The organism is Paragemmobacter kunshanensis, from assembly GCF_011059185.1.
In the GTDB taxonomy this organism is placed as follows: Bacteria; Pseudomonadota; Alphaproteobacteria; order Rhodobacterales; family Rhodobacteraceae; genus Paragemmobacter; species Paragemmobacter kunshanensis.
The window spans coordinates 104,198-123,316 of sequence record NZ_JAALFE010000015.1 but is presented as its reverse complement, the minus strand read 5'-3'; the positions used below and the strand labels follow the sequence as shown (position 1 = coordinate 123,316).

At 66.8% G+C, this 19,119-nt stretch carries 16 protein-coding genes and 1 pseudogene; 8 read left to right on the top strand and 9 right to left on the bottom strand.

Annotated features, from left to right (window positions below; translation table 11 throughout):
* Positions 1–353 (top strand): annotated as a pseudogene (locus G5V65_RS15310) (hypothetical protein); the annotation flags it as partial.
* A 58-nt stretch (positions 354–411) separates the two neighbouring features.
* Here G5V65_RS15310 and G5V65_RS15305 read toward each other — a convergent pair.
* Positions 412–1,413, bottom strand: a complete 1,002-nt coding sequence (locus G5V65_RS15305; protein ID WP_165051732.1) for a glycosyltransferase family 2 protein — start codon at positions 1,411–1,413, stop codon at positions 412–414.
* A 148-nt stretch (positions 1,414–1,561) separates the two neighbouring features.
* Between G5V65_RS15305 and pth the strand changes: the two genes are divergently transcribed.
* The 3 genes from pth to G5V65_RS15290 all read left to right on the top strand — a co-directional run bounded on the left by pth (position 1,562) and on the right by G5V65_RS15290 (position 4,551).
* Positions 1,562–2,326, top strand: coding sequence for an aminoacyl-tRNA hydrolase (gene pth / locus G5V65_RS15300; RefSeq protein WP_165051750.1), 765 nt, complete (start codon positions 1,562–1,564; stop codon positions 2,324–2,326).
* Positions 2,323–3,345 (top strand): DUF2332 family protein, encoded by a 1,023-nt coding sequence (locus tag G5V65_RS15295; RefSeq protein ID WP_165051729.1) that lies wholly within the window; start codon positions 2,323–2,325, stop codon positions 3,343–3,345. Before pth ends, G5V65_RS15295 begins: the two co-directional genes overlap by 4 nt.
* 63 nt (positions 3,346–3,408) lie before the next feature.
* Positions 3,409–4,551 (top strand): serine hydrolase domain-containing protein, encoded by a 1,143-nt coding sequence (locus tag G5V65_RS15290; RefSeq protein WP_165051727.1) that lies wholly within the window; start codon positions 3,409–3,411, stop codon positions 4,549–4,551.
* 2 nt (positions 4,552–4,553) lie between these two features.
* On the opposite strand, the gene G5V65_RS15285 is transcribed toward G5V65_RS15290, so the two are convergent.
* Positions 4,554–5,561, bottom strand: coding sequence for a YcjF family protein (locus G5V65_RS15285; RefSeq protein ID WP_165051725.1), 1,008 nt, complete (start codon positions 5,559–5,561; stop codon positions 4,554–4,556).
* Positions 5,558–6,973: a YcjX family GTP-binding protein gene (locus tag G5V65_RS15280; RefSeq protein ID WP_165051723.1), complete on the bottom strand. Its 1,416-nt coding sequence runs from the start codon at positions 6,971–6,973 to the stop codon at positions 5,558–5,560. The genes G5V65_RS15285 and G5V65_RS15280 overlap by 4 nt, the downstream gene beginning before the upstream one ends.
* 106 nt (positions 6,974–7,079) lie before the next feature.
* Between G5V65_RS15280 and truA the strand changes: the two genes are divergently transcribed.
* Entirely contained in the window at positions 7,080–7,853 is a 774-nt protein-coding gene (gene truA, locus G5V65_RS15275; protein WP_165051721.1) for a tRNA pseudouridine(38-40) synthase TruA, read from the top strand.
* A 125-nt stretch (positions 7,854–7,978) separates the two neighbouring features.
* Here truA and G5V65_RS15270 read toward each other — a convergent pair whose 3' ends face one another.
* Positions 7,979–9,604, bottom strand: a complete 1,626-nt coding sequence (locus tag G5V65_RS15270) for a SulP family inorganic anion transporter (protein ID WP_165051718.1) — start codon at positions 9,602–9,604, stop codon at positions 7,979–7,981.
* Positions 9,605–9,682: 78 nt separating this feature from the next.
* Between G5V65_RS15270 and G5V65_RS15265 the strand changes: the two genes are divergently transcribed.
* Entirely contained in the window at positions 9,683–10,171 is a 489-nt protein-coding gene (locus G5V65_RS15265) for a pyridoxamine 5'-phosphate oxidase family protein (RefSeq protein ID WP_165051716.1), read from the top strand.
* 3 nt (positions 10,172–10,174) lie between these two features.
* Here G5V65_RS15265 and G5V65_RS15260 read toward each other — a convergent pair whose 3' ends face one another.
* The 3 genes from G5V65_RS15260 to G5V65_RS15250 all read right to left on the bottom strand — a co-directional run bounded on the left by G5V65_RS15260 (position 10,175) and on the right by G5V65_RS15250 (position 14,605).
* Complete coding sequence (locus G5V65_RS15260; RefSeq protein WP_165051714.1) at positions 10,175–12,463, bottom strand: glycosyl hydrolase family 28-related protein; 2,289 nt, start codon at positions 12,461–12,463, stop codon at positions 10,175–10,177.
* Between the two features lie 81 nt (positions 12,464–12,544).
* Positions 12,545–12,946, bottom strand: coding sequence for a DUF4864 domain-containing protein (locus tag G5V65_RS15255; RefSeq protein WP_165051712.1), 402 nt, complete (start codon positions 12,944–12,946; stop codon positions 12,545–12,547).
* A gap of 78 nt (positions 12,947–13,024) precedes the next feature.
* Entirely contained in the window at positions 13,025–14,605 is a 1,581-nt protein-coding gene (locus tag G5V65_RS15250) for a lysine--tRNA ligase (RefSeq protein ID WP_165051710.1), read from the bottom strand.
* Positions 14,606–14,755: 150 nt separating this feature from the next.
* Here G5V65_RS15250 and G5V65_RS15245 point away from each other — a divergent pair, with 150 nt between their 5' ends.
* On the top strand, positions 14,756–15,175 hold the full coding sequence (locus G5V65_RS15245; RefSeq protein WP_165051707.1) for a tellurite resistance TerB family protein: 420 nt from the start codon (positions 14,756–14,758) through the stop codon (positions 15,173–15,175).
* 6 nt (positions 15,176–15,181) lie between these two features.
* Here G5V65_RS15245 and dacB read toward each other — a convergent pair whose 3' ends face one another.
* Both dacB and G5V65_RS15235 read right to left on the bottom strand, forming a co-directional pair.
* Positions 15,182–16,657: a D-alanyl-D-alanine carboxypeptidase/D-alanyl-D-alanine endopeptidase gene (dacB, locus tag G5V65_RS15240; RefSeq protein ID WP_165051705.1), complete on the bottom strand. Its 1,476-nt coding sequence runs from the start codon at positions 16,655–16,657 to the stop codon at positions 15,182–15,184.
* Between the two features lie 73 nt (positions 16,658–16,730).
* The gene (locus G5V65_RS15235) at positions 16,731–17,327 is read right to left on the bottom strand and encodes a nicotinate-nucleotide adenylyltransferase (protein ID WP_165051703.1); all 597 of its coding nucleotides are present in this window, start codon (positions 17,325–17,327) and stop codon (positions 16,731–16,733) included.
* 114 nt (positions 17,328–17,441) lie between these two features.
* Here G5V65_RS15235 and ettA point away from each other — a divergent pair, with 114 nt between their 5' ends.
* Positions 17,442–19,097, top strand: a complete 1,656-nt coding sequence (ettA, locus tag G5V65_RS15230) for an energy-dependent translational throttle protein EttA (RefSeq protein ID WP_165051701.1) — start codon at positions 17,442–17,444, stop codon at positions 19,095–19,097.
* Positions 19,098–19,119 lie beyond the last annotated feature (22 nt).

The window sequence follows — 19,119 nt, the reverse complement described above, 5'->3', positions numbered from 1 at the left end:
GCCGTCAACGCCATGATTTATATGCGAAATATCACGATTACGACAGCGAAATCAGCGACTTACTTGGAGAATGTGGGATCAACCTGTTCATCCACGTGGAGTTCATCAACCACGAAGCAAGCCCCGGCCTGAAGCGCGGCGGCACGCTGACCGTGGTGCGCCCGGAAGTGGAACTGGAAGTGATGGCCGGGGATATCCCCGATCACATCACCGTGGACCTGACGGGCAAGGTGATCGGCGACGTCATCCACATCAATGACGTGGACCTGCCGAAGGGCGTGAAGCCGACGATCGCGCGGAACTTCGTGATCGCGAATATCGCCGCTCCGTCGGGGCTTGCCGCTTCGGAGTGATCCTGCAGGATCGTGAAAACGGGGGCGCGTTGGGGAAACCTGCCGCGCCCTTTTTCGTTCAGGCCGGTGGATCGCCTGCAAGGGCGAGGTGATGGGCAAGGCGGGGATCGGCGATGGCATCGCGGCCGGAGCGGGCGGCGAGGCGGCGGACGTAATCGGCGCAGCAGAGATGGTGCAGGCGGTGGACATCGGGAAGGGCCATCGCCTGGGCGTGGATCCGGTCGAATTCCGCCGCATGGCGCAGGGCGCTGCGGTCTTCGACCGCGTTCTGTTCGGCCTTGTCGTAATAGGCGTCGGTATAGCGATCCTTGCCTGCGACGGGCGACAGGGTGCCGCGCTTTAGCGAGAAACTCTCGGCCGAGCGCAGCATGTAGTGGTTGACCTGCGCCACCTCCCAGCCGCGCAGCGCCTCGGGCAGGATGCGGAGGCTGTCTTCCTCGGGGCGCCAGCCCGGCACCTCGATCCCGGCGGGGTTGACCCAGATCATCCCGTCGCTGCCCCATTGCGCGAGGCGGCGGGGGCGCAGGCGTTTGGGGGAATGTTCGCCCAATCGGGCGAACCAGTCGGGGCGGCGGTGGATGGATTTCAGCCAGCCCCCGAGCCGCCCCCCCGCCACGCCCGCGCGCAGGCATTGGCGGTGGGTGAGGCCGTCTTCCCAGTGCTGGCGGCCCGACGTGCCGAAGATGCGCCAGGGGATCGACATGCCGAGGAAGGGGCGCCCCGGTGCCGCGAGAAGATCGGGCAGCCGCCCCCCGCCGGGATGAACGACAAGGAACTCGTCCACGTCGGCGACCATCAGCCAGTCCGAATTGTTCACCTGTTCCAATGACTTGGCGGCGGCAAGCTTGCGGCCGGTGATGTGTTTTCCATCGGGCACCTCATGCACGAGATGGGTGATCCAGCCGGCTTGTGCCAGGGCATCGAGCAGGCGGGGCGAGTGATCGGTGCAGCCATTGCTGACCACGACGATGTCGGTGAAGCCGATCAGGCGTTGCCAGGAGACCCATTCCACCAGAAAGGGCCCTTCATCCTTGACCGAACAGACCACCGTATACCGCACCTTTGCCCCCTCTTTTCCGGGGGTTACGGTCGGGCAGGGGCGGGGTGGCGTCAAGCCCCTGAAAGGATTGGCAGGCGGGCTTGGGCTTGCGCGGGGCGTGGGGCTGGGGCAATGGTCTTGGGGGACTGCGGGCAGCGGGGAGACGGGCGTGAAACTCTTTGTGGGGCTGGGCAATCCGGGCGCGAAATATGCGGGGAACCGGCACAATATCGGGTTCATGGCGCTGGACCGGATCGCGGCGGATCATGGCTTTGGCCCCTGGAAGGCGGCGTTCAAGGGGCAGGTGGCCGAGGGGCGGCTGGGGGCGGAGAAGGTGCTGCTGGTCAAGCCGCAGACCTTCATGAACCTGTCGGGCGAAAGCGTGCGGGCGGCGATGGTGTTCTACAAGCTAACGCCCGAGGATATAACGGTTTTCCATGACGAACTGGACCTTGCCCCGGGCAAGGCGCGCGTCAAGGCCGGGGGGGGGCATGCGGGGCATAATGGCCTTCGGTCGATCCATCAGCATCTGGGGACGGATGGCTATGGGCGGGTCCGGCTGGGCATCGGGCATCCGGGCCACAAGGATGCGGTGGCGGCCTATGTCCTGAACGATTTCGCAAAGGCGGACAGGGATTGGCTGGATGATCTGCTGCGCGGAATTTCGGATGGCGCGGCGGCCTTGGCCGAGGGGGACGGGGCGCGGTTCATGAATGCGGTGGCGCTGCGGACAGCGCCGCCCCGGTCATCGGACAGGGCGGAAGGCAAGAATGGCGTGCCGCGCCCGGTGCAGAGCCCGGTGCAGACGGCTGTGCATACCGACGCGCAGACCGAGGGAAAGAAAGCCCCGCCCGAAGCCGCCCCCGAAGCGGCCCCCGAAGCCGCGCCCGACACGCGCAGCCCGATGCAGAAACTGCTGGACAAGTTCAGGTGACGGAGGCGGGCGTCCGGGCGGCCTTTCGGTCGCAGGCGCGGGCCTGCGGGCGGCTGGGATCGCCGCTGATGGAGCGGCTGATGGCGGGGTTGGCCGAGGGGTTGATGCCGGGATCGGCGGTGGCGGATCGCATCCTGGGCTGGCAGGGCGAGCCGGGGCCTGCCGGGGATGCGGTTCCCTTGCGGCTGGCCGGGGGATTGCATGCGCTGATCCTGGACGGTGCGGATGCGGGGTTGGCGGCGGCCTATGCCGGGGGCGATCCGGTGGCGGCGGCGCTGGCGGCACTGGGGCGGCATGAGGCGCATCTGCTGCGCTGGCTGGACCAGCCGCCCCAGACGAACGAGGTGCGGCGGTCGGCCCCGCTGTGCGCGGCGGGCCATGTGATCGCGGCGCGGTTCGGCCTGCCGCTGGCGCTGTCGGAACTGGGCTGTTCGGGCGGGTTGAACCTGATGTGGGATCGCTGCCGCCTGTCCCTGCCGGGGGAGGTGCGGGGGGAGGGGCTGATCCTTCTGATGCCGGAATGGGAGGGGGCGCTGCCGCCGCCCGCGCCCTTTGCCATTGCAGAGCGGCGGGGGGTGGACATCAACCCGCTGGACCCCGCGCGCGACAGGCTGCGGCTTTTGGCCTATCTCTGGCCGGATCAGCCGGACCGGCTGCTTCGGACAGAGGCCGCGCTGGCCGAGGCTGTGCGGCTGCGCCCGGTGCTGGAACGCGGCGATGCGGCGGACTGGCTGGAGCGGCGGCTGGAGGTGCCGATGCCGGGGCGGGTGCATGTGGTGTTCCATACCGTCGCCTGGCAGTATTTCCCGCCCGGGACGCAGGCGCGCTGCGATGCGGCGCTGAAGGCCGCGGGGGCGCGGGCGACGGAGGCGGCGCCGCTGGCCCATCTGGCGATGGAGGCGGATGGCCGCCCCGATGGGGCGGCGCTGACCCTGCGGCTTTGGCCGGGCGGCGAGAGGCGGGCGCTGGGGCGGGCCTGTTTTCATGGGCGCTGGCTGCGCTGGGGTGCCGTGGCGTGACGTCACGATGCGATTGGCAAGCGTGCATTGGCGTGGCAGACCTGCGGAAAACGGGGGGATGTGATGCGCAGGTTGGGCCGGGTGGTGGCAGTCGTGCTGGTGCTGGTTGCGGCGCTGGCGCTGTGGAAACGGGATGAGATTTCGCGGCTGATGGCGGTGAACAGCCTGTTCGCCGAGGATCGCATCGTCGGGAATTTCAGCCATATGGACCGGCTTTTCCTGACACGGGCGCTGTCGCGCGGGGAGGGGCCTGTCAGCCCCCTGCCCAAGGGGCCCGAGGCGGTGTTGCCGCCCGAGGTGGCGGAGTGGATCGTCGCGCGCAATGTGACGGCGCTGGTCGTGCTGAAGGACGGGCAGATCGTCCACGAAAGCTATCACCTTGGGACTGGCCCCGAGGATCTGCGGATTTCCTGGAGCGTGGCGAAGAGCTTTCTTTCGGCGCTGTTCGGGATCGTTCTGGCCGAGGGCCATATCGACAGCCTTGACGATCCGGTGGTGAAATATGCGCCGGAACTGGCGGGGTCGGCCTATGACGGGGCGACGGTGCGGCACATCCTGACGATGTCGTCGGGGGTGGCCTTCAACGAGGACTATCTGGACTTCTGGTCGGATATCAACCGCATGGGGCGGGTGCTGGCGCTGGGCCAATCCATGGACGGCTTTGCCGCCGGGTTGACGGAGCGGGCGGCGGAGCCGGGCAGCCGGTGGCATTACGTGTCGATCGACACACATGTGCTGGGCATGATCATCCGGGGGGCGACGGGCGAGGATATTCCCGAATTGCTGGAGCGGCATATCCTTGGCCCGCTGGGGATGGAGGTGGCGCCCTATTACCTGACGGATGGCTATGGCGTGAGCTTTGTCCTGGGCGGGTTGAACGTGACCACGCGGGATTATGCGCGCTTTGGCCAGATGATCGCGCAGGGCGGGATCTGGCAGGGCCGCCAGATCGTGCCGCGCGATTGGGTGGAAGCCTCGACTGTGCCGACGGCCCCGGGCGGGGCGGGATATGGCTATCAGTGGTGGATCGCCGAGGGCGCGGGGCCGGGTGAGGTGAACGCGCAAGGCATCTATGGGCAGTATATCTGGATCGACCGGGCGCGGAACATCGTGATCGCGGTGAATGCCGCGGATCGCGGCTTCGAAGAGCCGGGCGTGGCCGCGGGCAATATCGCGCTGTTCCGCCGGATTGCGGAGGGGCTGTAGGATCAGACCTTCGAGGCGTCCTCGTCGCGGCCGGTGTCGCCCCGGTTCAGCAGGCCCGCAAGGGCGCGGCTGAGCGTCTGGGTGACAGAGGGGCGGGGGAGGGCGGCGAAGGGCAGGGGGCGGCAGATCTCCATCGCGGCGATGCCGACGCGGGCGGTCAGCGCGCCGTTGACCACGCCTTCGCCGAAGCGGCGCGAGAGTTTCGACAGCACGCCGCCGCCCGCGACGGAGCCGATCAGATCATCGGTCAGCGCCACGGCCCCGGTGGCGACAAGATGCCCGAAGACCCGGCGCAGGAGGCGCATGGAACCCAGCGTTCCTGCCCGCCCGCCATAGATTTCGGCGATGCGGCGGATCATGCGGAGATTGGCGAACAGCGCCATGGCCACATCGGCGAGTGCAAGGGGAACGAGGGCGGTGACGGTGGCGACCTGCCTTGCGGCGGCCTCCACCTCGGCCCGGGCGGCGGTGTCGAGGGGGGCCATCAGTTCCCCTTCGGCCAGGCGAAGGAGGGCATCGGCATCCAGCACCTCGCCCTGGCGTTCCTTCAGCCGCGAGAGCGACCAGGCCATGTCGCCGCGCCGGGCATAGAGCGCGGCGAGGTCGGCGGTCACGCGGCGGGCGTCAGGCAGGGTTGCGCTTTCGGCGGCGCGCTGGCGCAGGCCATCGAGTTGGGCGAGGCGGGCGAAGGTCGCGGCCTCGCGCAGGGCGAGGAGGGCCGCGGCCAGGGTGGCCAGCCCGACAAGGGTAAGCGCGATGGTGCCGAGAAGGGTGTTCGCGGTGAGCAGGCCGGTGACGAAATCCCAGGCAGCGACGGAGAGGATGAAGGAAAACAGCGCCCCGAAGGCCCAGATCGCAAAGCGCCCGAGGGCCGAGCGTGGCCGCCGCGCGCCAAGGCGCAGCGCGGCCTGCATGGCGCGGCCATCGGGCAGAAGGTCAGGAACCGGCGGGGCAAGCGCCGGATCGGCGCGGGTCTCCAGTTCCAGGATGAAGGGTTTGTCGGCGGTCAAAGCCTGTCTCCGATCAGGAATTCGAGGGCGCGGTCCAGCCGGATGTGGGGCGGGCCTTCGCCCGGTCTGCGCGACATGCGCAGGGGCGGCTCAAAGGTCATCAGGCCGTATTCGGCGTCAAGCCAGCTTTCCGCCCCCTGACGGGCGGGCGACAGCAGGCGGGCGGGATCGTCGGGAAGGCGGCCGGGATACATCGCCACCTCGCGCCCGTCGCGCAGGCGGCCGCGCACGCAATCGAGCGGGCGGCCATCGCGGGTGATCGTCTCTTCCACCGTGGCGCGGAAGCCCGAAAGCGACATGGCCCCGGTCAGGGCACCGGCGAATTCGGCGCGATCCTTCGCCTCGCGCAGCATGGCCTGCATGATGGCGGTCAGGGCGGGGTGCTGGCTGTGATGCAGGTGATCGGCCTTGGTGGCGGCAAGCAGGATGCGTTCGACCCGCCTGCCGCCGAGAAGCGCGGTCAGCCAGCCGTTCCGGCCGGGGCGGAAGGCGGCCATGACATCGGCCATGATGCGGCGCAGGTCTTCCAGCGCCTGCGGCCCCTGATGGATGGCCCCCAGCACATCGGCCAGCACGATCTGCCGGTCGATCCGGGCGAAATGGTCGTGGAAGAAGGGGCGCACGACCTTTGCCTTGTAGGCATCGAAGCGGCGTTCCATTTCCACCCAGAGACTGCCGCGCGCGGTGCTGGCGGGGCGCGGCAAGGGGGCGAAGGTCAGGACGGGCGAGCCTGCCAGATCGCCGGGCAGCAGGAAGCGGCCGGGGGTGCAGTCGGCCCAGCCGCTTTGGCGCGCATCGCCGAGATAGCGGGTGAAGAGGGCGGCAAGGTCCTGCGCGCGGGCTTCGACAAGGGGAAGAGCGCCGTCCTCGGCCCGGGCGGTGGCGAGGAAGGCCGCCGCCTCGGGGCGGCGGGCCATGCGCGACAGCAGGGCATCGGACCAATCGGCATAGGTTTGATCCAGAAGCGCCAGATCCATCAGCCATTCGCCGGGATAATCGACGATGTCGAGATGCAGGATGCGCGGCCCTGTCAGGCCCGCGATCCAGCCATCCGGGCGCAGGCGGAAGGAGAGCCGCAGTTCCGAAACCGCGCGGGTGCTGTCGGGCCAGCGCGGGCTGTCACCCGTCAGGGCTGCGAGATGGCCTTCGTAATCGAAGCGCGGCAGGGTCATGTCGGGCTGGGGTTGCAGCCAGACGGAGTCGATCCGACCGGCGCTATGGGCGGAAAGCTGCGGCATGCGCCCGCGATCCAGCAGGTTGGCGACAAGGCCCGTGATGAAGACCGTCTTGCCCGCACGGCTGAGCCCGGTGACACCCAGCCGGATGACGGGTTCGAAAAGCGCTTCGGACAGGCCCGAGGTCGCGCTTTCGATGCCGCGCGACAGACCGCTGGTGATGGATGACAGGACCAAGACATTCCCCTTGCTTGCCCCCAACATAGGCATCGCAGGCGGCCTTGTGTAGCGGCGGCGATGGCCCGGGTGGACAAGCCCGCCCGGCATGGGCTAACCCCGCAGCATGCCACGCTTCGCGCTTCTGATCGAATATGACGGCCTGCCCTTTCACGGCTGGCAGCGGCAGGCCGGGGGGCAGCCCTCGGTTCAGGCCGCCATCGAGGCGGCGCTGGGCCGGCTGGAACCGGGGCCCCATACCATCGCGGCGGCGGGGCGGACGGATGCGGGCGTGCATGCGACGGGGCAGGTGGCGCATTGCGACATGGCGCGCGACTGGGATCCCTTCCGGCTGTCCGAGGCGCTGAACTTCCACCTCAAGCCCGCGCCTGTGGCCATTCTGCGCGCTGTCCGGGTCGCGGACGATTTCCACGCGCGGTTCAGCGCGACAGAGCGGCGCTATCTGTTCCGCCTTCAGGCCCGGCGGGCGCCGGTCACGCATGACAGGGGGCGGGTGTGGCAGATCCTGAACCCGCTGGATGTGGCGGCCATGCGCGAAGGGGCGGCCCATCTGATCGGGTCGCATGATTTCACGACCTTCCGGTCGACGCTGTGCCAGGCGAAAAGCCCGGTCAAGACGCTGGACGAGATCTCCATTGCCACGGCCCCGGTTCCGGGCGGGACGGAATACCGTTTCTCCCTGCGGGCGCGGAGCTTCCTGCACAATCAGGTGCGATCCATCATCGGCACTTTGGAGCGGGTGGGGGCCGGGGGCTGGGATCCGGCGGATGTGAAGGCGGCGCTGGAGGCGCGGGATCGCGCGGCCTGCGGCCCGGTCTGCCCGCCGCAGGGGCTTTACCTGACCGGGGTCGGTTATCCGGTGGATCCCTTCGCCGCCTGACAGGGCGCCCCCTTCATCTTGGCCCAAATACCCCGGGGGTTTGGGGGCAGGGCCCCCATCAGCCGAGCCGGAGCGCGCAGGCGCGCAGGCGAGAGGAAAGGCATGCGCGGCAGCGCGCCTTCTGATCAGCCTTGGTCAAGGGCGGCGAGGTCGGGCAGGAAGCGGACCGGCAGCTTGGCAAGGCCCTGATGTTCCAATGCCTGGCGCACGGGCGGGCGCGCGCCGATCACGATCAGCACGCCATCGCGCCGCGCCATGCGGCGGGCGAGCAGGAGGAAGGAGCGCGCGCCCGAGGAATCGATCATCGGCACGTCGGTCAGATCGACCACGAATTCGCGCGGCCGGTCGGCGATGCGTTCGAGGATGGAGCCGAGCCGCGCCGCCGCGCCAAAGAACCATGGCCCGCGCAGGCGGATGACCACGCGATCCCCATCCGCCGAGGGCAGGGGGGCGCTGTCGTGATCGGCCACTTCGGCGGCTTCGGACATGCGGGCGATGAAGACGAGGCCGCCGAGGGCAAAGCCGATGACGATGCCTTCGGTCAGGTCGCGGAACACCACGAGCAGGAAGGTTACGAGCAGGACCATGGCATCGGCGCGGCTGGAGCGGAGGAGGTGGAGGAACTCTTCCTTCTCGGCCATGTTCCAGGCGACGATGGCCAGCACCCCGGCAAGCGCGGCAAGGGGGATATAGGCTGCCAGCGGGGCGGCGACCATCATGAAGCCCAGGACGAACAGCGCGTGCAGCATGCCCGAGACGGGGCCGCGCGAACCGGCGCGGACATTGGTGGCGGTGCGGGCGATGGTGCCGGTGACACAGAAGCCGCCAAAGAGGGCCGAGCCCATATTGGCCGCGCCCTGGGCCACCAGTTCGGCATTGCTGCGGTGGCGGGCCCCGCTCATGCCGTCGGCGACGACGGCCGAGAGCAGGGATTCGATGGCCCCGAGCAGGGTGAAGCTGATGGCCCAGGGCAGCGCGGCAAGGATCGCGGGCGGCGAAAGATCGGGCAGCATGGGGGCGGGCGGGACGCGCGGCAGGTCGCCGAATTTCGATCCGATGGTTTCGACCGGGACATTCAGCAGCGCCACTGCCGCCGAGGCGAGGATCACCGCGATCAGCATGCCGGGCGCGCCGGGACGCCAGCGCTTCAGCCCCTGGATGACGGCGATCACGCCCGCGGCGACGATCAGGGCCTGCGGGGTGAAGGTGGCGCGGGCGGCCCAGAGGGATTCGACCTTCTCGATGATCTCGCCCGGTTCGGGGCCCGAAAGGGTAAGGCCGAAGAGATCGCGGATCTGGCTGGCGAAGATGATGACGGCAATGCCTGCCGTGAAGCCCACGGTGACGGGATAGGGGATGAAGCGGATATAGGTGCCCAGGCGGAGCGCCCCGGCGGCGATGAGGAGGAGGCCCGAAAGGAAGGTGGCAAGGATCAGCCCCTGCACGCCGATGGCCATGACGCAGGCCGAGACCAGCACGATGAAGGCCCCGGCCGGCCCGCCGATCTGGAAGCGCGATCCGCCAAGGGCCGAGACGAGGAAGCCGCCGATGATGGTGGTGTAGAGGCCGCGCTCGGGGCCGACGCCGCTGGCGATGGCGATGGCCATGGAGAGCGGCAGGGCCACGATGGCCACGGTCAGGCCGGCAAGGGCATCGGCGCGCAGATCCCTTGCGCCATATCCTTCGCGAAGGACTGTCAGGATCTTGGGAAGGAATTCGGCCTCTTTGGCGGGATGGGTTGTGTCTGACATGATCCGGGTGGTAGCCATTGGCCTGAGCCAGCAGCAAACGCCCGCCACACCCTTCTGTCAATTGCTGGAACGCCTGGAATGACCAAACGAACCGACCCGGTGGCCGCCGCGGATGAGGCGGCAAGGCGGCAGGCCCGCGACCTTTTGGCCGGGGCGGGATTTGCCGCTTTGTCCTGGCGCGACCCCGAGGATGGCACGCCGGGGATCAGCCGGATCGCCTTTGGCCTGGCGCCGGATCGCGGGATGGTCACGCTGGTTTCGGCGCTGGCCCCGCATTTCGCGGCGCTGCAGGCCCACCCGGATTGTGCGATCATGGTCGGCGAAGTGGGGGACAAGGCCGATCCCCTGACCCATCCGCGCCTTATGATAAAGGCGCGCGCCGCCTTCGTGCCGCTGGATGATCCCGAACGGGCAGACCTGCGCGCGCATTGGTTGCGGCATCACCCGAAGGCGAAGCTTTATGTCGATTTCGCGGATTTCGCCTTCGTGCGGTTCATCCCGCGTTCGGCCTTGCTGAACGCGGGATTTGCGCGGGCCTATCGGATGACGCCGGAGGATCTGGCCTGAGGTTCAGGTCGGGTTGTCGCCGCGGATCGTGATCAGGATGCGACCCTTCACCGCAGAGGGCCAGCGGACCAGCACGTTGGTCCTGTCGGTGCCGGATTCCGGCACGACATTGGGAAAGGCGAACTGCGCCTGATTGGAGGAATTGGTGATCGCCCCTTCGGCGACCAGCGCCGTCACGTTGCGGGCGCGCGCGCCGAAGGGCATGAAGGGGCCTGCCTGCACCGTCCAGGTATCGGCGTTGCTGGTCTGGTCATGCTGCAGGATGACCGGGCTTGTGGTGATCTGGGAAATGCCGTGGAAGGCGTTCTGGCTGAAGTCGATGACGCGGTAGCGGCCCGTGTCGAGGGTGGCGAAGGTGTCGTCCACCCTTTCGACCCGGTCGATATTGCCGTTGAGCGTGCGGAAGACATTGCCGATGACGGACAGGCCATGGATGTAATGGCCCGGCCCGCGCGGCGTGATCACCAGCCAGCGGAAATGCGCGGCGACGTCGTTCACGGTGAAGATGTTGCCGGTGATGGTGAGGCCGCCGAAGGAGAAGCCGCTGCTGAAGGCGGGCTGGGCGTCATGTTCGTTCGACCATTCGATGAAGCTGTTGTCGATGTAATTGCCGGTGAACAGTGTCTTCACATTGGGCGAGGTCAGCACGACGCCGGCCCGTCTGGTGCCATCGGTCGCATCATCGCCCTGGAAGAAGTGGTTGCCCACAAAGAGATGCCCGGTACCCCCCATGACGGCGAAGGTCGCGAAACGGACGATGCGGTTGCCACGGATCTTGGAGTCGTTGGCGTTGACGTTCAGCGCGATCGTGGTGCGGTCCTGCGCGGGAATGTCGAGTTCGTTCGACTGGAACTGGCAGGTATCGACCATCAGGCCCTGACAGCCCGAACCGATGGAGGTGATGCCCCTGTCGCGCGGGCGGTTGAAGACGCAATTGTCGACCCGGAGCGCGAGCCCGACCTTGGGCAGCATCAGCCCGCTTGCGATGCCGCCGCAATCGAATTCGATTTCGCGGAATTCGATCCGGCTGAGGTTTTCGAAACCGCTGAGATCAATCAGGTAGCGGTAGCGCTGGAAGGTGAAGGTGCGCGTCCCCGCCGCCCCGAACAGGGGCTGGCTGAGTTCAAGGGTGCCCGCCGAGACATTGACGGAGCGGACATAGACCTCGCGTCCGACGCCGGTGCCGCTGATGCGTGCGCCTGCGGGGATGTTGGCGATGTTGGCGACGGCTGTCAGACGGTCTGGCTGGGAGACGGAATAGGTGGCGACGGAGGTGACGCTGGTCGGCGTCCAGGCGGCGTTGGCCACCGCCTCGAGCTGGCCGTTGCGGAGGATGCGGCGCTGGTGGAAGCTGTTCAGCCCGGCAAGGGCCTGCACGTCGATCGGGGCGGACAGGGCGACGCGGCGGCCGGACAGATCGAATTCCACGTGATCGGTGAAATAGAAAAGCGCCTGAAGCGCCTTCTGGAACCCTGCCGCCTCGCCCCCGAAAGCCGCCGCATAGGTATCGAGATCGAAGTTGCGGGTGCAGGCAAGGCGGATGTTCTGCGGCATGGTGACCGTGCCTTCGAAGCGGACATCGCTTTCGAAGGTGACGTTGCCCGCAAGCCGGTAGGTGCCCTGCGAGACGAGGACGGAGCGCTGGCCCGCCGCGGCATCGGCGGCCTCGAAGGCGGCGGTGTCGTCGGTGATCCCGTCGCCCTTGGCGCCGTAGTCGCGCACATCGACCCATGTCATCATGTTGCGGTGGAAAACGTCGGTCGCATCCTCGATCCGGATGTCGTCGATCCGCAGGACGCCGCCGGTGGCCCCGATCAGATCGAGGCCGAGATGGGCATAGGCCGGGCTGGGGCCCCAGACCATGTCGACCCCGCCGCGATTGCCCGATCCGATGATCGCGCTGACGGTGACGACCTGCCCGTATTGCGACAGGGCGACCGGGGCCGAGATCTGCACCGCCGCGGCCACGTTGGAGCCGTTGGCCGCCGCGGCAAAGCCCGCGATCCGGACCGAGGGGAAGGCGCCCGACAGGCATTTCACGCGCGCCGTGACGCGCAGATACATTCCGGGCCGGAACGGGATCTGCTGGAAGCAGCGCAGCTTCAGCGTCGCGGTTGTCTTCTGCACCTCGAGGCAGCCGCCGAAATCCTGATCGGCAGGCACGAAGGCCGCGTTGGGCTGACCCGCCCAGGAGCCCTGGCCGGGCAGGCCATCTTCGCGCGACCACAGGTTGAGGCCCGCTTCAAAGGCCGGCGGCATCAGGACCAGGCCATCCGTCACTGCTTTGTTCATCTTTTCCCTCGTCGAAGATGCGATCGGGAAAAGGGTGGCGATGAAGGGTTAACGGCCTGTCATGTCACCGTGCGGGCAATGTCAGGCCCCGACGCCGGGTTCCGGCAGAAGCTGCACGGCATTGATCTGCCAGCCGGACTCGGTCTCGATCATCTGGTAGTCGAGGATGTGGCTGCGCCCGGCCTGATCGGTGATCATCACCTTCTGCCAGAGGCGGCCCGCCACGTCGCGCTGTTCCAGCATGCGGACAGAACCGGGGCGGTGGACCATGGGATAGCCGTTCCGGACCATCATCCCGAAGTTTTCGGGCGACATGAAGATCGACTTGATCGTGGGTGAGGCGAAGGTGAAGGCGGTGGCGAAATCATCGGCCTTGAACGCCTCGATCTGGTCGAGGATCGTCTGCTGGACCGGGTCCTGCTGGGCCGCGAGCGGCGAGGCCAGCAGAAGGGCGGTGAGAAATCCGAAGGCAAGTCGGCGCATGTCGGCCCCCTGGTTCAAGCGTCCCCGATGGAAGGGTAGCTTGAAGGCAGGGGCCGTCAATGCTTGCGCAAGGGGGCCTTAGGACAGCAGTTCCCCGGAAAGGCCACGGTCGATGAGGGCGATGGAGTCCTGCACGCCGTAAAGCGCGACGAAGCCGCCGAAGCGCGGCCCCTCGCTGGCACCGAGCAGCACTTCGTAAAGCGCCTTGAACCAGTCGCGCAGGGGTTCGAAGCCGTGATCCTTGCCCACCGCGAAGACCATGCTTTGCAGGGCGTCGGCATCTGCCCCACCCTCCCATGCGGCCAGGCGGGCGCGCAGATCCTCGATCGCGGCGCGTTCCCGGGCGTCGGGCGCGCGGAACTGCCGGGAAGGGGCGATGCGATCGTTGAAGTAGCGCACGGCAAAGCCTGCGGCGGCGTCCAGATCGGGATGGGTTTCGGGCGAGGCTTCGGGCGCATAGGCGCGGATATAGCCCCAGAGCCCCTTGGCATCCTTGGCCCCGGCGACGCTGGCAAGGTTGAGAAGCATGGAGAAGGGAACGACCATCCGGGATTCGGGCGGGTTGCCGCCATGGATGTGCCAGACGGGGTTGTTCACCTGCCCGTCGGTATCCTGGTCCGGATAGGCGCGGAGTTGCTGATGGTATTCATCCACCGCGCGCGGGATGACGTCGAAATGCATCCGCTTCGCCGTCTTGGGTTTCTGATACATGAAGTAGGACAGGCTTTCCGTCGCGGCATAGCTGAGCCATTCGTCGATGGTCAGTCCGTTGCCCTTGGACTTGGAAATCTTTTGCCCCTGATCATCGAGGAACAGCTCATAGGTCATGTGGTTGGGCTTGCGCCCGCCCAGCACCTCGCAGATGCCATCATAGATCGGCGTGTTGGTGGAGTGGTCCTTGCCATACATCTCGAAGTCGACATCGAGCGCAGCCCAGCGGGCGCCGAAATCGGGCTTCCATTGCAGCTTCACATTGCCGCCGGTGACGGGCAGCGTCCATTCGCGGCCATCTTCATCATCGAAGGTGATCTCGGCACGCGCGGCGTCGACGTTCTTCATCGGGACATAGAGGACACGGCCGGTTTCCGGATGGATCGGCAGGAAGCAGGAATAGGTCTGCTGGCGTTCCTCGCGCAGGCTGGCCAGCATGATCTTCATGATCGCGTCATAGCGTTCGGTGGCCAGACGCAGCGTATCGTCGAAGCGGCCCGAGCGGTAGAAATCGGTGGCCGAGATGAATTCGTATTGAAAGCCGAAGGTATCGAGGAACCGGCGCAGCATGGCGTTGTTGTGATGGCCGAAGCTGTCATATTCGCCGTAAGGGTCCGGCACGCTGGTCAGCGGCTTTTGCATGTGCTGGCGCAGCATGTCCTGCTGGGGGACATTCTCGGGAACCTTGCGCATCCCGTCGAGATCGTCGGAAAAGCAGATCAGCCGGGTGGGGATGTCGCTGATCACCTCAAACGCGCGGCGGATCATCGTTGTCCGGGCCACTTCGCCGAAGGTGCCGATATGGGGCAGGCCCGAGGGGCCATAGCCCGTTTCGAAAAGGACATGGCCCTTTTCGGGGGCCTTCTTCTCGTAGCGTTTGAGGATGGCGCGGGCCTCTTCGAAGGGCCAGGCTTTCGATTTCATCGCCGCGTCGCGCAGGGAAGACATTGCTTCACATCCTCTGGTGGTCGCCTGGGAGCCCCATGCCCCCGGAAACCCCCGTCCTCTATTGCCGCCCCTGCATCACGTCAATAATGTCCGCTCAGAAAGGGCGCGGAACATCTGTTGCCTGCAAGGGATTCGCCCAAGGAATTCGCCATGTCTGAAACCTCTCCCATGTCTCCGCAGGATGCGCTTGTTGCCGTCATGGTTGCCTGTTCCGCGTCGGACCAGAACATGCGGACGGCCGAGTTGGTGGCCATACAGCGTATGGTCAACCATATGCCGGTCTTTGCCGATTACGATCAGGACAGGATCCGGCGCATCAGCCAGATCGTCTTTGACCTGTTCGAGGAAGAGGACGGGCTGGATGCGCTGTTCGGGCTGATCCGCGAGGCGCTGCCCGAGCGGCTGAATGAAACCGCCTATGCGCTGGCCTGCGACGTGGTGACGGCGGACGGGAAGCATAACGAAGTGGAGCTTCGGATGCTGGAAGAGGTGCGGGAAGAGCTGAAGGTGGATCGCCTGCACGCCGCCGCCATCGAATGGGGCGCGCGGGTGCGGCATCTGAAGCCCTGAGGCGGGTCAGGCGTAGAGGCCCGCCCAGCGCGCGATAAGCTGCCCCTGCAGGCGCCGGGCGCGTTTTGTCCAGGACTTGCCGCCTTCGGGCTGTTCGCGCTGGGCCATCGGGATGCGGTCGCGGCGATCCGGGTCGGCGCAGAAGATGGCGAAGGCGAGGTCGCGGCCCGAGGGTGGCTGCACATAGCCCACCAGAGCCGAGACGAAATTCAGCGTGCCGGTCTTGCCTATCACGGTGACGGGGCTTTCGATCGCGCCGCCGTCACCGTCGCGCATGCCGAGATCGCGCAGCACGGGTTTCAGCGCCCGCCCCGCCGGCGTGGCCTGCGCCGCGACAAGGGCCTGCACCATCTGTTCCGCACTGATGCGGCTTTCGGCGCCAAGGCCCGAATGATCGACGAAGCGCCCGGTCGCGCCCAGCCGTGACTTTGCCCAATCCGACATGGCCCCGCCCGAAGCCCGCAACCCGCCCGCACCGGAGGCGGAGAGGCCCACCACCTCGGCCGTGAGGTTGGTGGACCAGCGCAGCATCCGGCGCAGCACATCGGAGAGGGGATCACCCGTCCATTCCGCGAGGATCTGCGCGCCCTGCGGCAGGCGGGCCGTGCGTTTCGCATCGGGCAGGTTGATCCCCTGCGCGCGGGCGAGGACCTGGAACACCTCGGCGACATAGGCACCCGGGTTGCGGACGGGCAGCCAGCGGCTGCCGCCCTTGCCGAGGGCCTTGCTGGCCACGGTCCATTCTTCGGCCCCGGATCTTTCACGATAGGTGAAGAGGGGGGATTCGCGGCGGACGACCTCCATCCTTGCGAGGCGGACCGGGGGGGCAAAGCGTTCGCCGCGCGCATCCATCGCGACGCCATAGCCGCCCTTTGCCTGTTTCCACTCGAAATGGACGCGGTTGTAGTTGAGGTTCAGGCCCGAAATCGCGGGGTTGTAGCCGACGTGATCGGGCTGGTCGTCGGAGATGCGGGAAATGGCAGGAAGCGCGCCGTCGTGGAAGAGGAAGGCCCCGCGCACCTGCCGGATACCGGTGGCGGCCAGGCGCGCGGCGAGATCGCCGAGTTTGTCGGTATCGAGTTCCGGGTCGCCGGAGCCTGCGAGGATCAGATCCCCTTCGAGCGTGCCGCCGCGCAGCGGGCCTGTCGCAAGGATGCGGGTGGTGAAGCGGTGGCCGGGGCCAAGCCGTTCCAGCGCGAAGAGCGCGGTGATGGCCTTGGCCGTGCTGGCGGGGGGCAGGGCATCGCGGGGATTGGCGGATTCGAGGATCTTTCCGCTGCGGGCGTCGGCCACGACATAGCCGATGGTCCCCCCAAGCTTTGCCCCGGCGATGAGGTCGCGCGCATCGGCTGCCGCGCGGGCGGGCAGGGCATCCGCCATGGGGCGGGCGAGGGGGCGCGGGCTGAGGGCGAGACCTTCGGCAAGGGCCGGTGCGGCAAGACCTGCCAGCACGCCACCAAGAACAAACCGCCGCGAAACCATCCGACCCCTCCCGCAAGGACGGTTGAGCCTAGCCAAGACTATGGGTTCGCGGCAAGTGCGCTTGCGTCGCTGGTCAGCGCCGCCATGCGCCGCTGGCGCGGATCGCGGTCGAGGAAGAGCCGTCCATCGGCAGGTTGACGAAGCACCAGGCCGGGGCGCGCTTGCGGCGCAGGATCTTGCCCCGGTCCACCAGATCGCCGCCATAGATACGGGCGGCCTTGGACATGCGCCCGCGCACGCCCCAGCCGGGGCGGGCGAGAACCCCCACGGGAACCATGTGCAGGATGTCTTCCCAGCGTTCCCAGCGGTGGAACTGGCCCAGATTGTCGGCCCCCATCAGCCAGACGAAGCGGACGCCGGGATAGATCGCCTGCAGCCGTTCCAGTGTTTCGGCGGTGAAGCGGGTGCCGAGGCGGGTTTCGAGATCTGTCACCGCGACGCGGGGATCGCGCATGAGGGCGCGCGCGCGCGCCATGCGGTCGGACAGCGGGGCGGGGCCCCTGGCCTTGAGCGGATTGCCCGGCGAAACCAGCCACCAGACCCGATCCAGACCCATCCGCTTGAGCGCCTCGCGCGTGATGTGGACATGGCCGCGATGGGCCGGATCGAAGCTTCCGCCCAGCAGCCCGATCACCATTCCCTTCCGCGCCAACGGAAATCCTGCCCGCAAGACGCCCTCCACTGCATTTCCGGGCGGAAGCCCAAGCACCCTGCGTTGCCACTGTCCAGCATTATCGCTACATGTCGCCGCAACATTCCCAAGGATTCACGCAGGAGCGGCAAGATGGCCTCGTATCAATACGTCTATCACATGGATGGCGTTTCAAAGACCTATCCGGGCGGAAAGAAGGTGTTCGAGAACATCCGCCTGAATTTCCTGCCCGGCGTGAAGATCGGCGTCGTCGGCGTGAACGGTGCGGGGAAATCCACGCTGCTGCGCGTGATGGCCGGATGGGACAAGGATTTTCAGGGCGAGGCCTGGGCGGCAAAGGGCGCGAAGGTGGGATATCTGCCGCAGGAGCCGCAGCTTGATCCGAACCTGACCGTGCGCGAGAACGTGAAGCTGGGGGTGGCGGAGAAGCAGGCGAAGCTGGACCGCTACAACGAACTGGCCATGAACTATTCGGACGAGACGGCCGAGGAGATGGCACAGCTTCAGGACCAGATCGACGCCGAGAACCTGTGGGATCTGGACAGCCAGATCGACGTCGCGATGGAGGCGCTGCGCTGCCCGCCGGATGATGCGAATGTCGAAACCCTGTCGGGGGGCGAGCGCCGCCGGGTGGCGCTGTGCAAACTGCTGCTTGAAGCGCCGGACATGCTGCTCTTGGACGAACCCACGAACCACCTTGATGCCGAAACCATCGCCTGGCTGCAAAAGCACCTGATCGAATACAAGGGCACGATCCTGACGGTCACCCACGACCGTTATTTCCTGGATGACATCACGACCTGGATCCTGGAACTGGAACGCGGGCGTGGACTGCCGCATGAGGGCAACTATTCCTCCTGGCTGGATGCCAAGGCCAAGCGGCTGGCGCAGGAAGCGCGCGAGGACAAGGCCAAGCAGAAGGTTCTGGAAAAGGAACTGGAATGGATCCGCGCCGGGGCGAAGGCACGGCAGGCCAAATCCAAGGCGCGTATCCAGGCCTATGAGAAGATGGCCGATGAATCGGTCAAGGAACTGGTTGGCCGCGCGCAGATCATCATCCCGCATGGGCCGCGCCTTGGTTCCAAGGTCATCGAGTTCGAGAATGTGTCCAAGGCGCTGGGTGACAAGCAGCTGATCGAGAACCTGAGCTTCTCGCTGCCGCCGGGCGGCATCATTGGCGTGATCGGGCCGAACGGCGCGGGCAAGTCCACGCTGATGAAGATGATCACCGGGCAGGAAAAGCCCGACAGCGGCACGATCACCCTGGGTGATACGGTGCAGCTTTCCTATGTGGACCAGTCGCGCGATGCGCTGGACCCCAACAAGAACGTCTGGGAAGAAATCACGGACGCGCTGGACATCGTCCAGCTGGGCGATGCCGAAGTGAACAGCCGGGCCTATTGTTCGTCGTTCAACTTCAAGGGTTCCGACCAGCAGAAGAAGGTGGGCATCCTGTCGGGCGGGGAACGCAACCGCGTCCACATGGCGAAACTGCTGAAATCGGGCGGCAACGTGCTGCTGCTGGACGAACCGACCAACGATCTGGACGTGGAAACCCTGCAGGCGCTGGAAGCGGCGATCGAGGAATTCGCGGGCTGCGCGGTGATCATCTCGCACGACCGGTTCTTCCTTGACCGGCTTTGCACCCATATCCTTGCCTTTGAAGGCGATGCGCATGTGGAGTTCTTTGAAGGCAACTTCGATGCCTATGAACAGGACAAGATCCGCCGCCTTGGCCCGGATTCCGTGGAACCAAAGCGCGTGAAATACAAGAAGTTCACGCGATAGGCCCGGTCGGGCCGGGATTGCC

Bases quoted from the DNA above. Each gene is read 5' to 3' on its own strand.
- G5V65_RS15250 (WP_165051710.1), bottom strand. From the start codon at position 14,605: ATGTCTTCCCTGCGCGACGCGGCGATGAAATCGAAAGCCTGGCCCTTC.
- ettA (WP_165051701.1), top strand. From the start codon at position 17,442: ATGGCCTCGTATCAATACGTCTATCACATGGATGGCGTTTCAAAGACC.
- truA (WP_165051721.1), top strand. From the start codon at position 7,080: ATGCCACGCTTCGCGCTTCTGATCGAATATGACGGCCTGCCCTTTCAC.
- dacB (WP_165051705.1), bottom strand. From the start codon at position 16,657: ATGGTTTCGCGGCGGTTTGTTCTTGGTGGCGTGCTGGCAGGTCTTGCC.
- G5V65_RS15260 (WP_165051714.1), bottom strand. From the start codon at position 12,463: ATGAACAAAGCAGTGACGGATGGCCTGGTCCTGATGCCGCCGGCCTTT.
- G5V65_RS15270 (WP_165051718.1), bottom strand. From the start codon at position 9,604: ATGTCAGACACAACCCATCCCGCCAAAGAGGCCGAATTCCTTCCCAAG.
- G5V65_RS15265 (WP_165051716.1), top strand. From the start codon at position 9,683: ATGACCAAACGAACCGACCCGGTGGCCGCCGCGGATGAGGCGGCAAGG.
- G5V65_RS15245 (WP_165051707.1), top strand. From the start codon at position 14,756: ATGTCTGAAACCTCTCCCATGTCTCCGCAGGATGCGCTTGTTGCCGTC.
- G5V65_RS15255 (WP_165051712.1), bottom strand. From the start codon at position 12,946: ATGCGCCGACTTGCCTTCGGATTTCTCACCGCCCTTCTGCTGGCCTCG.
- G5V65_RS15290 (WP_165051727.1), top strand. From the start codon at position 3,409: ATGCGCAGGTTGGGCCGGGTGGTGGCAGTCGTGCTGGTGCTGGTTGCG.